Raw genomic sequence first — 14,349 nt, forward strand, 5'->3', positions numbered from 1 at the left:
AAGCTGTTTTCTAACACAGTGTTTTCTAACAACGTGTGTGCTTGAGCCCTGCGTTGGCTTGTGCCACCACTCATGTTCGGAGAGAAAATAACGATTATATTGCTCTTTATAAGTCTAACAGAGCCGTGCGAAGAATCTGGGCAAGCAGAAGGCTGCATGACCTCTGCTGTTGATAGCAGCGCAAGTGGCCTGGTGGGTAGGAGTGTCTCAATCGTTGCGTACACACCCCGGACCAGCCATTTGGATGTCTGGTCCACCCCTCTCAAGAGGGGAGTTTGGCAGGGAGGCATTGCAATGTTCTTTGGCGAGTCGGAAGTTGTTCGTATTAAAACCCGAAAACCCGAAAACCCGAAAACCCGAAAACCCGAAAACCCGAAAACCCGAAAACCCGAAAACCCGAAAACCCGAAAACCCGAAAACCCGAAAACCCGAAAACCCGAAATATGATCTACACCTTCAACGGCATCACGCCCACCTACGACGGCACCAACTTCATCGCCCCTTCAGCGGACGTGATGGGGGATGTTGTACTCGGTGCTTACACAAGCGTATGGTTTAACGTCACCATTCGCGGCGACATCCACCGCATCCGCATAGGGCGAGAGTCGAATATCCAGGACAATGCCGTGGTTCACATCACCAGCAACACTGGCCCTGTGTCCATTGGCAACCGGGTGACGATCGGGCACGGTGCAATTATCCATGCCTGTACAATCGAAGACAACGTGTTAATCGGGATGGGAGCAATTGTGCTCGACAATGCTGTGATTGGGGAAGGGAGTATTGTTGGGGCAGGGGCCCTCGTTACGGGACGCACCATTGTGCCGCCGGGATCTATGGTGCTGGGTTCGCCGGCAAAAGTGGTCCGACCACTAAAAGAAGAAGAAATCGCCGGCATCGGCAAGTTCGCCGACAGCTACCTCCAAAACAGCAAAGCCTTCAGAAACGGCGGCTTAGTCCCCAAGAACTAGCAAAGGCCCAAAACCCTTCAACCTTAAACCAGCAACCTTCAACCCAAACCCATAAATGGGTTTGGCACCTACATCTCGTAGCTGGTTACGTAAGCTTCCGCTACATAAAATTCGGGCAGGCCAAGCTTGTTAAGGGCGTCGGCTGTCGCGCGGTTTCGGTCGCGTGCGCGTTCCCAAAACTCGCGTGCATCCGTGGCGCCCGGAAACATGGCCCGGTCTTTTTGGCTTTCGTGCTTGAAGACCGCCTCGATTTTGCGGTCGAGGTCAGCTTTTGACATTGGGATGAATACATCCACCCGGTCAATTTCCCATTCCTGCCATGCACCGCGGTATAGCCACACAAGCGGTTGGTGTTCTGCGGAGGGGGCGTACTGGATGGCTTCCGGGGTCACCTTGAGCTGCGTTGCATCTACAATGCCGCGCTCTTTGCGGTAGCGCATGAGCGCTTCACGGATGGCATCGTAACACATCCGGTGGGTGCCATGCGGATCAGAGAGGTCGCCGGCTACAAAAATGTGGTGCGGTTCAATTTCGTTGAGCAGGTTTAATACTACCTGTACATCTGCTTCGCTAATTGGGTCTTTACGGACGGTGCCAGTTTTGTAGAACGGCATGTCGAGGAAGCGCGCATCTTCCGGCGTAAGACCAATTACTTCGATGCCAGCGATGGCTTCAGAGTAGCGAATGAAGGCTTTGATTTTCTGCACTTCCTCGATGTCCACTTCGCCCGGCTCTTTCTGCTCCAGGAAGTCCAGTATGCGCTTGCTTTCGCCGTGAAAATGGTTGAGTGCCTTTTGGTCGATGCCAAACACTTCCATGCTCATGTCTACAAACTGCAGGTAGCGGCGGACGTCTGCGTCAAAGACCGCAACGGAGCCGTTGGTCATGTAGGCAACGGTGACGTCGTTTTCGTTTGCCACAACTTTGTCCAGCATGCCGCCCATCGAAATCACGTCGTCATCCGGGTGCGGACTAAAGCAGATCACGCGTTTCTCGCGAAACAGGTGGTCCTGGTACACAATGCGTTTGCGGAGATCTTCGAAAATCTGCCGGCACAGGGCGTCCACATTCGGATTGGCGTAAATCAGGCCGTGGAGCCGGTTGTTGAAGAAGTCGGCTGACTCCAGGCGGAGGATTGATTTTTCCAGTTTTTCGGAAAGCCAGATAACCGCTTTTTTGGTCAGATCGTCCGTCCATTCTACATCGCGAACAAGCCATGGCGTTTTCTTGCGCGTTAGCTCGCCGGCAGCGCCTTCGTCGACCATGAAGGTGGCGTTGGGATGCGATTGCAGGAAAGACGCTGTAATCAGCTTGTTAGGCTCTTCTTCAACAGCACGCCTGATAATGGTAGCTTTGTGCTCACCGGTAGCCATCAAGATGATCTCGCGGGAGTCGAGAATGGTGCCTACACCCATCGTGATGGCTTCACGTGGCACGTTTTGTTCGCCAAAGAAGCTGCTGGCCGCGTCGTTTCTTGTGCGTTCATCCAGCGTAATGAGCCGCATACGCGTCTGTGCGCTCGAGCCTGGCTCGTTAAAGCCAATGTGACCGCTTCGTCCGATACCGAGCAGCACAAGGTCGAGGCCGCCGGCATCCGCAATATCTTGCTCGTACTGTTCACAGTAGCCCGCAATCTCTGAGCGGTCCAGTTCACCCAGCGGAATATGGATTTGTTCAGCCGGGATGTTTACGTGATCGAAGAAATTTTCGTACATGAAGCGGTGATAGCTCTGGAGCGTATCGGGCTTCATGGGGTAGTACTCATCGAGGTTGAAGGTGATCACGTTGGAGAAGTCCAACCCTTTATTTTTATGCAGTTCAATGAGCTGCTTGTAGACGCCAATCGGCGTGGAGCCCGTAGGAAGCCCCAAAACGAGGTTGAGGCCTTCTTTTTGGCGCGCCCTGATTAAATCAGCGATATAGCCCGACACATGCGTGGCAAGCGCGCCGGGGTCTTCATAGATTTTGATGCGGGCGCGCTCAAGCTGGATGCCCAATTCTGCAAGGTGTGGTGTGGTGGCGGGTTGGGTGTCCGAAGACTCTTTCGCTAGATACATAAGGGTGGATTACTCAGCGCGATGAACAGGGTGCAGGGTGGTAGCATGGGCCGGCCGAAGGTGCTCCGGCGTCAAAGGCGCATGCGACATCAGCAGGCCACAAACTACGGTACGGGTTGGGTCAATACCCAGGAAGTGCACCCAACCGTTACTGCGGGCGCCCTAACCGGTAAATGCGGCCATCGAAAGCACATATATATAGTTCATTTTGCTGGTCAACTCCAAATGAAGAAATGTGGAGATTTGAGTTTGCCAGTTCGACCTGTTCGCTCAGTGTTTCTCCATCCATAGTAATGAACCAGATGCGCCCAGAAGCATAATCGGCGTAAAAATATTTACCATAAAACTCTGGCAAGGTTGAGCCCCGGTACACATACCCTCCGGTAATGGAGCCACCGCTGCTGCGGCCATAGGTTACAACCGGATCGATGAGGTTGTCGGTAGGGCAATTGTCTGCCGGCTCAAAGCAACGATCGCCTTCACGGATTTTCCAGCCATAGTTGCCCCCATTTACCACAAGGTCAACTTCTTCCAGTTCATTTTGGCCCACATCGCCTACCCAAAGGTCGCCTGTAACCACGTCAAAGCTAAAGCGCCACGGATTACGGAGGCCATAGGCGTATATTTCCTCTTTGAACTGATCACCCTGGCCTGCAAACGGGTTGTCGGCAGGAATCCCGTAGGGCAGTCCACCTTGCGGGTTGTCTACATCAATACGCAAAATGGCACCGAGCAGGGTGTTGCGGTTTTGTCCGTTTTGCATGGGGTCGCCGGCTGAACCACCATCGCCAGTAGCTATATAGAGGTAACCATCTGGCCCGAACGCAACCTGGCCGCCGTTGTGGTTGCCATAGGGTTGCGCAATTTCTAGCAAAACCTCTTCGCTTGCGGCATCTGCGAGGTCAGGATTGGCAGGATCTACGGTGAAACGCGAAATTACAGTGCGCCTCGGATCAGATGCGGTATAGTTGACAAAAAAGGCCCCGTTTTGCGTATACAGGGGATGAAAAGCCAGGCCGAGCAACCCTTCTTCATTTCCGTTGTCTCTTACACGGTCTTCGATGTCGAGGAATACGGGCGTGCTTCTGCTTTGTACGTCATTAGGGAATACCTTGATGATGCCGGCCTGTTCTACCACAAAAATGCGGTCCGTGCCGTCGCCGGCGTGTTGGAGGTCGACCGGACGGTCAAAACTCAGGTTTGGAAATGCAAATTCGAGGGATTCAGTGGTTTGGCTGCATCCTGCAAACATCAGGACAGCGAGAAAAAGTGTATATTTAGACATTGTTGATTGCGAAGCGGTTAACACTGGAACTATGAACGGCGTCATTATTTATTACGATGCCCAATTGTCGCTTGACCCACCATCATGATTCACCATCTTGTTGCTGTAGAAAAGGGCTTTTCTGATGTGAAGGCTTGAATCTTCGTAACTATGGGCGATTGTATTTCGTTAGCTTGTTTACAGTTGAAGGCGCAATAAGGTCGCCTGTCATAAAATTTTTCCTTGAATGAGTAGCTGCCCTTTCGGTATATTTGGGCCGCTTTGGATCCACTAGTACCCCCATAATCCACTAAATATTAAAAGCATACTATGCGTTTGGCTCTAGCTCTGTGTTTCTTCGTTTCATTCATCGTAGCAGGCGTACAGGAATCGCACGCGCAATCTGATATTGCTGCGCACCTGACGGAAATCCACGACCTCGCACAGGAAGTCCTCAAGGTCAGTGTAGAAGCTGCCGGCGCGGCTGATGTTGCCGCTGTAAAAGCAAATGCCAACGCGGTGTTTGCCCTTGTTTGGGGCTCGCAGTCCGGGCTTGGCGAGGTTGATCAGGCCGGCGCTGTAAATATTCATGGCTGGAAAACACGCTGGCAGGCGGATAACGGGATGTTTGACGAAGCGTTTGCTGAGCGCTATGGCGTCACCCCTCCAGAAATTACCGATGTCACCCAGCTTGGCATCATGGGCCGCGGGCGCGCCGTTCGTCACATGCTCCAGGAAGTACTCGACAACAGCGATTCCAGCATGGCGCAGAAAAAACACGCAGAAGCTGCCATGGCATCCCTGAACAATGTAATCGGGTGGATGAAAATGGATGATGGTGTTACGAAAGGGGAGCGTCAACCGCGTGTAGACTTGACCAGAGAATGGGATTCCCCGTCCGAATTCTGGCTCTCCACAGCGGATACAGGTTGGCTGCTTGAGGTGTTCTCCCAGGCCATCAACATTATGAAAGTGAACTACGACGGGGATACCGCCGAAGCACGCAAACATGCGCAGGGCATGGCTGATCTTGCAAAACGCGTGCTCGAAGGTATGGATGCGAACAAAGACGGTAAAGTTATGCCGGCGAAAATGGAAGGCGGCATCGAAGCCGCTGTCGAACAAGCCCAGGCCGGCGGCTTTATTGGCACCTGATTCCAGCTTCTCCCGCAAAAGAATTGCTCACCAAACTACAGGGCGGCGCTGCAGCCGGCCCCTTGATAAACAATAGCATGATTATTAAAGCCATTTATAGAGTATCCGTTTTTGCTTTGCTGCTCGTTACAGTCCTTGGGTGTTCAAGCGCTGATAAAATGGGTAAAGCACCCGAGATGTCCGACGCCTGGATGGACCTGTTTGACGGCACATCTACCGAAGGTTGGGAAATGACCGGTCCGGGCTCGTTCACGTTGAATGACGATGGGACCATCACGTCTGAAGGCGGCATGGGGCTGTTCTACTACAAAGACCAGATGTTCAAAGATTTTGAGCTCGAACTGGAATGGATGTCAACCAATGAAAAAGCCAACTCCGGTGTATTTGTTAGATTTCCAGACGCACCCGATCCCTGGTATGCTGTGAATACGGGCTACGAAATCCAGATTGACGACAGCCAGAACCCGATTAACCAGACAGGTTCTATTTACAGCTTCTCTGCACCGTTTCATCTTGCTTCAAAGCCGCTTGGCGAGTGGAATACGTACAAAATCAAGGTTACCGGGCAGCGCTATCAAATTTATCTGAATGGCGAGCAGGTAAACGACTTCTACGGAGATCGTTCACTAGAAGGCATGATTGGATTGCAGAACCATGATGATGAGTCGCGGGTCTCTTTCCGGAATATCCGGGTTAAATCACTTGGTGATACAGGCGCTGCGCAGTCTTTGGCTGAGCATTTTGCTGTTGAAGAAGCGCGTGATCCGATTAATGTGTTGATGCTGGCTACAACGCACGGCTTCCGCCACGGGCCGGCCATCGACATGTCGAAAGAAGTTATGGAAGCATTGAGTGCCACCACCGAATTCAATGTGGATGTCACCGAAGATGTATCCGTACTGACAAAAGACAACCTGGCCAATTACGACCTGCTTTTCTTTGCCAACTCAACGCTTCGCCTCAAAAGCGAAGGGAGCAGCGAAGCTGAAGCCGCGCTCATGGGCGACCACGGCACCTGGGATTTGTCTGTTGACACGCCACAGGGTGAAGTAAAAGGCCGGCTGGCAATTTCTAACGCTGACGATGGCCACAGCGGCCAGGCACAGTTTAGCCTCTTTCCTGGCACCTACAACTTGTCCGATCTCGTGGTAGAAGACGACAAGCTTGGGTTCAGCTGGGAAGTTGACGGTATGGGCAAACTTGTTGCTGATGTCATGCTCGACGGCGACGAACTGAAAGGCACCATTGTAGGCGGCGGCGCTGAGGTACCTGTTGTAGGAACGAAAGTGATGGCGCAAGATGCCGGCATTGCTGGTAACTGGACGGTTGAGTCGCAAGCACCAGATGGCACCATGACGCTTTACATTGCTTTGGCTGATGCAGATGGCCTCGAAGGCAGCATTACAAACGACCCTAGCCAGGGCGCTGCGCCGCTGATGGACCTAAAGCGCGACGGTGATGCCCTTACATTCTACTTTGATACACCAGATTTTGGTCGCATCGATGGGAAAGCTGATGTAAATGGCAACGATATCAAAGGAACGTTCTCCGTAAGCGGATTTGACGTGCCATTCTCTGGTGGCCGCGATGGTACCGTTGAGAAGAAGGGAGCGGAAGAACTGGTCACTCAGGCACAACAAGATGCTATCATGGATTTCCTTGCCCAGGGCAAAGGCGTGGTGGGCGCGCACTCAGCGCTTGACGCTTTCTACGACTGGGAAGACTACAAAAACATGGTAGGCGGTGGCCTTTTTGTGTCGCACCCGTGGACGCAAAGCGTTCGCATTCTTGTTGAGGAAAAAGACAACCCCGCCGTTAGCCACTACGGCGATTCATTTACGATTCGCGACGAAATTTATGTACTGGATGAAAATCCACGCTGGAATTCGAAAGTGCTGCTTTCACTTGACATGGATAGCGTAGAGCCCGAAGCTGATGCCCGCGGCGCGTATCGCAACGACTATCCAATTTCGTGGTTGCGCGAACACAACGGCGGCCGCGTATTCTATACCAAGCTGGGTCATTTTCCGGATGTATGGACAACGCCATCTTTTGTAGAGCACCTGCTACAAGGCATGCGCATGGCAGCCAACCGCATCGAATCTGATTTCTCTGGTCACATGGTTAAAGAAACCATTTCGGACAACGTATGGCCGGATGACCTCGCTGTAGATGATGAAGGCAACGTCTGGATTGCAGAGCTGAACGGCAAAGTACACCGTTACGACAATGAAACTGGCGAAACGAAGCTTATTGCCGAATTGCCTACAACGGATCCAAAGAACATCGAGCATGGCCTTTACGGCATCGAAGTTGACCCGAACTTCTATGGCGGCGATCCTTACGTCTACGTGTTTTATGCCGAACAGGAGTCGATTATCAATCAGCTGACGCGTATCAAATACGAGAACGGCATGCTGAACATGGATACTGAAGAGGTACTGCTACGCGTACCTACAGAGCCACAGTGCTGTCATCAGGCCGGCGATATCGAATGGGGCCCAGATGGCGCTTTGTACCTTTCAACAGGGGATACAGGCATGTCTGAGACGCGCCCTGAGTGGGAAATTAGCGACGAAGAAATGGACGAGTTCAAGTCATCGAACAACCTGGAACAGGTCCAGTGGTCGCGTTTGGTTGACTCCGAGCGTACGTCACAGAACCTGCAAGACCTTCGTGGTAAAATTCTGCGCATCAACAAAGATGGCAGCATTCCGAAAGATAACCCGTTCTACGGCGAAGCCGGCGCGCGTTGGGAAGTATATGCTTACGGCCTGCGCAACCCGTACCGTTTCAAAATTGACCCGGATAACGGCAACCTGTTCATCGGTGTTGTTGGCCCGGATGCCCAGTTTGACTACGATGAGTACAACATCTCGTCTGAAGGTGGGGAGAACTTCGGCTGGCCACGCGAAATTGGTCTGCTGGCGTACAATGAGTGGACACCAGACATGATTCCGAACTACAGCCCGCCCGTATGGGAATACACCTACGAAACGGGTGGACGGTCTGCTTCTGGTGGTCCAATTTACAAGCACAAAGGCCCGGGTGGCTTTCCGCCAATTTTCCAGGACCGCGTGTTTGTTTATGACTGGGCGCGTAGCTGGATCAAGTATGGCAAGCTTGTCGAAGAGGAAATCGAAATCACAAAAACCAATGGTGAGACCTATACGATGAAGTCGCCTCGCCTCGTTGATGTGAAAGAATTTGACACGCTTCGCGGTACACGGCCTATTTCCATGGATATAGGGCCAGATGGCTCCATTTACGTAGCTGAGTTTACCGGCTTTTGGTATGCTGCGCCGGGCTCAAAAGTGACGCGCTACCGCTGGGTTTCCAACGATAAGTAACGTGTTACCGATTTTCGATAACCCGAAAATACGGAAACACAACATCAAGGCCATCCAACGAGCGTTTTTGTTCTGCAAAGCGTATAAAAAGATAAAAAGTGCGCAGCCTGGGAACGCAGAGGCATTAACATGCATTCTGAAATCAGGTGCCCTTAACCTAGATTAGTTTTAAAGCATGAAGAAGTACCTGCCAGTATTGTTTGTACTGTTGATGATTTCAATGGTCAGCTTGGCGTTTGTAGGACAACCGGTAGAACCCATCAATGCAGGCGTAACGCCTGTCGCTACCGCATCTACCGACGGCATTTTTAATGACGAAGGTGAACAGATTTACATGACACGCTGCATGTCTTGCCACATGGCAGGCGGTGAAGGCGTGACAGGTGTCTTTCCACCATTGGCTGAGAGCGAGTATGTGTCTGGTGACAAAGGCCGGCTCATTCGTATGATTATGCACGGACTGACCGGGGAAATTGTCGTAAATGACGTCACTTACAGCGGCATGATGCCGCCCTGGGGAGGCTTCCTGAACGACAAGCAGATTGCAGACGTGCTCACCTATGTGCGTGCCAATTTTGACAATGATGCAGATGCGGTTACTGAGGACGAAGTTGCCCGTGTACGCGCTTCTGTAGGCGAGCGAGATGTCTGGACCATTGAGGAGCTGAACAAAGAAGAAAACCTCGGTATTCCTGAGGGTGATTGATCAGCCCGCGCTTGTCAAAGCAATTTCAGATGTAGCCACCAGGTGGCTCGATCCAGCGTATCCTCAACGGCTTTCAGTTGTTGAGGATACGCTCGTTTTGGAAAACCGGTTTACTGAAGAAGCGCTCACGTTTGCCATCAACCAGCAGATGAGTTTGCTTACTGTTGATGCCCTGCATGCCTGGCTGAAGGGCCGGCAGGTGCGTGAGTGGAAGGCTGTAGGCGTGCTCAATGCCGGCAACATCCCGCTGGTCGGATTGCAAGATTGGCTGGCTGTTGTGATGAGTGGTGCTGCATACAGGGGGGTGCTGTCCTCGCGTTCTCCGCATTTGTTGCCGGCGTTTGCTTTTGAGGTGATCGAAGCCTTTCCCGATCTGCAAACAGACTTCGTGGCGTACAGCGAACTTTACGACGACCTCGACGCTGTCATTGCATCTGGCAGCTATGAGACGATGCAGGAAGTAGCTGCTGCCTGTGATAACCATCAGATCCCGCAATCTCATCGCCTATTGCGCGGGCATAAGTACAGCATTGCCGTATTGACGGGCAAAGAATCACCCCAGATGCGCGAAAACCTGGCAGAAGACGTGCTGCTTCACGAGGGCCTCGGATGCCGCAATGCGGCGATCATTTGGGCGCCGGAAGGACTCGCACCTGATCCTTACCTGGAGTCTTTTGCATATTTTCGAAGTATTTTCCCTGTTCATCCTCGAACACCCGGATCTCTTAAGATGAAACAGGCGTTTCTGGCCGCTGTTGATGTCTCACACGCGTACGGAGAAGGCATGGAGTTTCTGGTGAGCAAAGGTGATCCTGAACCCCAGGAGCCCGGGCACGTGCGGTGGGTTGAGTATCGAACCGAGGAAGAACTTGTCGGTTGGATACGTGATCATAAAGAAGAAATTCAGCTTATCGTTGCAGGACAGGGGCAGCAAGGCAAATTTGATCTGGGCCCGCTTGTGGTGAGCTTCGGTGATGCACAACGGCCGACATTGGATTGGTGTGCTGATACCGTTGACACGCTTGACTTCCTGCAAGCACTTTGATACTGTTATCTTAAGGGAACGCCTAATTGGCGGCCCATGCCAGTTTCATGAGCACCAAAGAAAAACAAAAGCACACGTCTGAACAGGGCACCAGGGAAGATCCAGCCAAAATTGAGCGGATTGCCGGCCATACAGCCGGACTGGTAGAAGACCTGAAATCGTGGCTCGAGCTGAAAATAGAATTTGTCCTCCTTGATGTTAAGGAGGAAATGAAAGCCACGGGTATGCAGGCTGCATACCAGGTGGGATTTTTTGCTGTATTGCTCGTTGCGGGGCTTTTTGGCCTTATTGCACTTGCATTTGGCCTCGGTACATGGTTAGGCAACCCCGCATGGGGATTCCTTGCTGTAACCGGACTGCTTGTGCTTGTTGCCTTCATTGTTAAATGGGTGGGCAAGCGCAAAGGTACTGCTAAAGAAGCCGCAACCTATGACTTGCGCGTTGATGATGCGCCACCTAAACTTTCGGGAGATGGTGCACCCGAGCCGCTGGCCGGGCAGCCGCCGCAACAACTGAAACCGCTTAAGACTTCCGAGTTGACTACGGACAACCATGCAAAAGACCAGTAGCCGGGAGGCTGTTGCTTCCCGACTGAAGCAAAAAGAAGACGAAATAAACCGCCGAATCGAGGCGCTCCAGGGCGAAATGACGTCCACTGGCGCTGATGTGCGGCAGTATTTGAAAAGTAACCCCTGGATCGCAGTAGCAGGTTCTGTGGCAGCAGGTATCCTGGTGGGATTGATTGCCGGTAGAAAAAGCGCAAAAACCCGCCAAAATGAACTGGTAGACACCTATATCGAGCGCCTCATTGAAGCGGCGCGAGACAATGGCGCAACTGAGCAAGAAGTGGGTGCACTACTGCGTGAAGCTATGCGCAGTTCGATGCCCCCGCCACCGCGCGAGGCCTATGGGAATCCTAAATCTGGCGGGATCGCGGGCAAGCTGATGGGAATTGGCCTCGATATGGCCATGGGCTTTGCTAAAAAATCGTTTTTTAATTTCCTTGAAGAGCAGGCCAACGCGCCGACTACTTCTGGGTTAGAAAAAAAAGACGATAGCTAACTCTGACAATCCTGCGCATTGGTGAACACGTCTGATACCGGGAATGAGGCATGAGCCGCGTTCGACGGTAGGAGCAGCTCTCCTTTTGCGTTTCATATTTGATAATAGATACGGTATAGTGTGATGCGTGTGCTCTTGTTTGGCCCTCCCGGTGCAGGTAAAGGTACGCAGGCCAGTTTGCTGGTGAAGAAGTACCAACTTGCCCATATTTCTACTGGCAATATTTTACGGGAGGTTATAGCATCCGGCTCCGACATGGGGGCGATAGCAAAAAGCTACATCGACCACGGAAAGCTGGTGCCCGATGCCATGATTCGTACCCTCACCGAAGAGGCCATCGAGCAGGCCGGCTATAACCGGTTTATTCTGGATGGTTATCCGCGCACCGTTGAGCAAGCGCAGTGGCTCAAGCTCTTCCTTGACAACCACGAAATCGATTTGAGCGTCATTGTGAGCCTCAAGGTGCCCGATGAGGTCATTGTAAGTCGGTTAAGCAAGCGACGGTTGCATAAGATTACAAAAGAGAACTACCACCTTGAGTTTAATCCGCCGCCGCAGGATATTGACCCTGACCTCCTGACCCAGCGGCCCGATGACCGTGCTGAGGCGATACGGAAGCGGCTTGCCATTTACCACAAGAAAACCAAGCCGGTAGAAGATTTTTATACGGACCATCCGAACTACTTGAGAATCGACGGGACCAAGAGCCTCGAAGAGGTGCAAGAAGCTATTGGCGCCCACATGATGAGCGAGGCAGAAGCGGAGTAGTCCAAACACGACATTGCCCGGAGACCTACCCGGCACAATACTTCAGCATCGTACCTGTTGATGCTGCGTAATATTTGACAACCACCATAAGGTCCATCCTTACATGACATCTGTTGAACATGCCAGACCGGCAAAGGCGCTGGTTGAAGCATTACGTGTTGACGTTGAAGATGCGTTGGCAAACCTGATTCCTGAGCAAAAGCCAGAAAGCCTCTATGCGCCGGCGCGCTATGTGCTTTCGGGTGGCGGAAAGCGCCTGCGTCCTGTCTTGCTGCTGCTCACGGCTGAAGCCTTTGGTACCACCCGGCAACAGGCAATGCCAGCCGCGCTGGCTGTTGAAGTGTTTCACAATTTCACGCTCGTCCACGACGACATCATGGACAATGCGGACACCCGGCGGGGCAACCCAACCATCCACACAAAATGGGATGAAAGCACAGCCATTTTGTCTGGCGACTACCTCATGGGGCTGTCTTACCAACTGCTGGCCGCTACGCCGGCTGGTAATCAGGCACGCATGCAGCAGGTATACCACCGCATGGTGCAACGCCTCTGCGAAGGGCAGGCCCTGGATAAAGATTTTGAAACACGGTCGGATGTTACCGTTGATGAATACATCCAAATGATCGACGGGAAAACCGCAGCCCTGCTCGAAGCTGTATTCGAACTTGGTGGCCTCGTTGGGAATTGTGACCAGGCCGCGCAGGAAAAATTGCAATTGCTGGGCCAGGCAGTAGGGCGCGCTTTTCAAATCCAGGATGACCTACTCGATATAACAGCAGCAACGGCCAAGTGGGGCAAGAAAATTGGAGGCGATTTGATCGAAGGCAAAAAAACATACCTCTTGCTGCGGGCGCTGGAGTCTGACAACGAAGTGGCCCGGGCGTTCTTCGAGAAAATTGTAGCACACAACGGCCTGGCTGAAGACAAAATTCCGAAAGCCAAACAGTTGTTGGAAGAAAATGGTATACTTAATGACGCAAAACAGGCTGTGCTGCATCACACGTCTATAGCCCAGGATTGCTTGCAGGTTTTGGGAGATTCCGAAGCTGCTGCTACCGTTCGTTGGCTCCTTGATGCCATGCAGACCAGGTTGCATTAATCTGCACGCCGCGCGCCAACGTACCGTGCGCCCGTGCTGTGTGTAAGAAGCCTTTTATTTATCGTGATATGGTGACTCGTGAAGTTACAGTGCTGAATCAGGCCGGCTTGCACACCCGGCCGGCCTCAATGATCGTACGCGAAGCCGCTCGCTATAAAGCGGATTTTTTTATTGAGAAAGAGGGTTACGAGATCAACGGCAAAAGTATTATAGGTGTAATGACACTGGCAGCAGAGCAGGGGGCCCAACTGACCCTAACGTTTGAAGGCGAAGACGAAGCTGCCGCCGCTGATGCCATTGTCGCGGTTTTTGAATCGGGATTTGGCGAGAAAAAATAAGGACCAATGGTTGCAACGCTACTGCCCGGCTTGTTAACCAGCCCTTCGGACAGACCTTAATCAATCCATCGTAATGGGACAACGCAGCGCATCTTACGACAAGTCCATGGATCGGGATGGGCGCACCTATGCGTATCAAAAAACGGAAGCCGGCGAAACCATTGTGGATGGCATAGCTGTTTCCCGCGGTATAGCGATTGGCAAGGCCTACAAATATGCGCGTACCGAAATAACAGTGAGCAAACGCCAACTGCCTGATGCCCAATTGGCAGAAGAAGTTGAACGATTCAGGGATGCTGTAAAAGCTGCTGAGCGAGAGCTGACCAAGATTACAACAGTTGCCCGTGAAAAGCTTGGAGAAGGCAGCGCCAGTATTTTTGAGGCACAGGCGCTCATGCTAAAAGATGAAGTCCTGTTGGCCTCAGTTACCGAACTCATTACGCGCGACAATGTAAATGCCGGCTTTGCAGTCGATGCGTTTATCTCAGAAAGCCGTAAAAGGATGGAGGCAAGCGGCAGCGACTATTTTCG

Annotated in this window: 14 protein-coding genes; 12 read left to right on the plus strand and 2 right to left on the minus strand. The window is 52.3% G+C overall.

Features of this window, described 5'->3' with window-relative positions; all coding sequences use genetic code 11:
• The first annotated feature begins 156 nt into the window (after positions 1-156).
• Both AAF564_20390 and AAF564_20395 read left to right on the plus strand, forming a co-directional pair.
• Positions 157-447, plus strand: a complete 291-nt coding sequence (locus AAF564_20390) for a hypothetical protein (protein ID MEM8487922.1) — start codon at positions 157-159, stop codon at positions 445-447.
• Positions 444-971, plus strand: coding sequence for a gamma carbonic anhydrase family protein (locus tag AAF564_20395; GenBank protein ID MEM8487923.1), 528 nt, complete (start codon positions 444-446; stop codon positions 969-971). The genes AAF564_20390 and AAF564_20395 overlap by 4 nt, the downstream gene beginning before the upstream one ends.
• 68 nt (positions 972-1,039) lie before the next feature.
• Here the strand turns inward: AAF564_20395 and nagB are convergent, their stop codons facing one another.
• On the minus strand, positions 1,040-3,028 hold the full coding sequence (gene nagB / locus AAF564_20400; protein ID MEM8487924.1) for a glucosamine-6-phosphate deaminase: 1,989 nt from the start codon (positions 3,026-3,028) through the stop codon (positions 1,040-1,042).
• Between the two features lie 148 nt (positions 3,029-3,176).
• Entirely contained in the window at positions 3,177-4,313 is a 1,137-nt protein-coding gene (locus tag AAF564_20405) for a PQQ-dependent sugar dehydrogenase (GenBank protein ID MEM8487925.1), read from the minus strand.
• A 309-nt stretch (positions 4,314-4,622) separates the two neighbouring features.
• Between AAF564_20405 and AAF564_20410 the strand changes: the two genes are divergently transcribed.
• From AAF564_20410 to AAF564_20455, 10 genes are all read left to right on the plus strand, one after another.
• Positions 4,623-5,447 carry a hypothetical protein gene (locus AAF564_20410; GenBank protein ID MEM8487926.1) on the plus strand — a complete coding sequence of 275 codons (825 nt, stop codon included), beginning with the start codon at positions 4,623-4,625 and terminating at the stop codon, positions 5,445-5,447.
• A gap of 77 nt (positions 5,448-5,524) precedes the next feature.
• Positions 5,525-8,797, plus strand: coding sequence for a family 16 glycoside hydrolase (locus AAF564_20415; protein ID MEM8487927.1), 3,273 nt, complete (start codon positions 5,525-5,527; stop codon positions 8,795-8,797).
• A 175-nt stretch (positions 8,798-8,972) separates the two neighbouring features.
• The gene (locus tag AAF564_20420) at positions 8,973-9,503 is read left to right on the plus strand and encodes a cytochrome c (protein MEM8487928.1); all 531 of its coding nucleotides are present in this window, start codon (positions 8,973-8,975) and stop codon (positions 9,501-9,503) included.
• On the plus strand, positions 9,496-10,548 hold the full coding sequence (locus tag AAF564_20425; GenBank protein ID MEM8487929.1) for a hypothetical protein: 1,053 nt from the start codon (positions 9,496-9,498) through the stop codon (positions 10,546-10,548). The genes AAF564_20420 and AAF564_20425 overlap by 8 nt, the downstream gene beginning before the upstream one ends.
• Positions 10,549-10,595: 47 nt before the next feature.
• A complete protein-coding gene (locus AAF564_20430; GenBank protein MEM8487930.1) occupies positions 10,596-11,117 on the plus strand; it encodes a phage holin family protein in 522 nt (173 codons plus the stop codon).
• Entirely contained in the window at positions 11,101-11,610 is a 510-nt protein-coding gene (locus AAF564_20435) for a hypothetical protein (GenBank protein MEM8487931.1), read from the plus strand. The genes AAF564_20430 and AAF564_20435 overlap by 17 nt, the downstream gene beginning before the upstream one ends.
• A 123-nt stretch (positions 11,611-11,733) precedes the next feature.
• On the plus strand, positions 11,734-12,378 hold the full coding sequence (locus AAF564_20440) for an adenylate kinase (protein ID MEM8487932.1): 645 nt from the start codon (positions 11,734-11,736) through the stop codon (positions 12,376-12,378).
• 103 nt (positions 12,379-12,481) lie between these two features.
• Positions 12,482-13,480, plus strand: coding sequence for a polyprenyl synthetase family protein (locus AAF564_20445; GenBank protein ID MEM8487933.1), 999 nt, complete (start codon positions 12,482-12,484; stop codon positions 13,478-13,480).
• 68 nt (positions 13,481-13,548) lie between these two features.
• Positions 13,549-13,818, plus strand: coding sequence for an HPr family phosphocarrier protein (locus AAF564_20450; protein MEM8487934.1), 270 nt, complete (start codon positions 13,549-13,551; stop codon positions 13,816-13,818).
• Positions 13,819-13,891: 73 nt separating this feature from the next.
• Positions 13,892-14,349, plus strand: a 458-nt coding sequence (locus AAF564_20455; protein MEM8487935.1) for a phosphoenolpyruvate-utilizing N-terminal domain-containing protein, incomplete at its 3' end; no start/stop codon positions are given.

The organism is Bacteroidota bacterium, assembly GCA_039111535.1.
Lineage (GTDB): Bacteria > Bacteroidota > Rhodothermia > Rhodothermales > JAHQVL01 > JBCCIM01.

Excerpts from the sequence above, each read along its gene's own strand:
- AAF564_20395 (MEM8487923.1), top strand. The coding sequence starts at position 444 with ATGATCTACACCTTCAACGGCATCACGCCCACCTACGACGGCACCAAC.
- AAF564_20440 (MEM8487932.1), top strand. The coding sequence starts at position 11,734 with ATGCGTGTGCTCTTGTTTGGCCCTCCCGGTGCAGGTAAAGGTACGCAG.
- AAF564_20410 (MEM8487926.1), top strand. The coding sequence starts at position 4,623 with ATGCGTTTGGCTCTAGCTCTGTGTTTCTTCGTTTCATTCATCGTAGCA.
- AAF564_20415 (MEM8487927.1), top strand. The coding sequence starts at position 5,525 with ATGATTATTAAAGCCATTTATAGAGTATCCGTTTTTGCTTTGCTGCTC.
- AAF564_20430 (MEM8487930.1), top strand. The coding sequence starts at position 10,596 with ATGAGCACCAAAGAAAAACAAAAGCACACGTCTGAACAGGGCACCAGG.
- AAF564_20420 (MEM8487928.1), top strand. The coding sequence starts at position 8,973 with ATGAAGAAGTACCTGCCAGTATTGTTTGTACTGTTGATGATTTCAATG.
- AAF564_20405 (MEM8487925.1), bottom strand. The coding sequence starts at position 4,313 with ATGTCTAAATATACACTTTTTCTCGCTGTCCTGATGTTTGCAGGATGC.
- AAF564_20445 (MEM8487933.1), top strand. The coding sequence starts at position 12,482 with ATGACATCTGTTGAACATGCCAGACCGGCAAAGGCGCTGGTTGAAGCA.
- AAF564_20435 (MEM8487931.1), top strand. The coding sequence starts at position 11,101 with ATGCAAAAGACCAGTAGCCGGGAGGCTGTTGCTTCCCGACTGAAGCAA.
- AAF564_20450 (MEM8487934.1), top strand. The coding sequence starts at position 13,549 with ATGGTGACTCGTGAAGTTACAGTGCTGAATCAGGCCGGCTTGCACACC.
- nagB (MEM8487924.1), bottom strand. The coding sequence starts at position 3,028 with ATGTATCTAGCGAAAGAGTCTTCGGACACCCAACCCGCCACCACACCA.
- AAF564_20390 (MEM8487922.1), top strand. The coding sequence starts at position 157 with ATGACCTCTGCTGTTGATAGCAGCGCAAGTGGCCTGGTGGGTAGGAGT.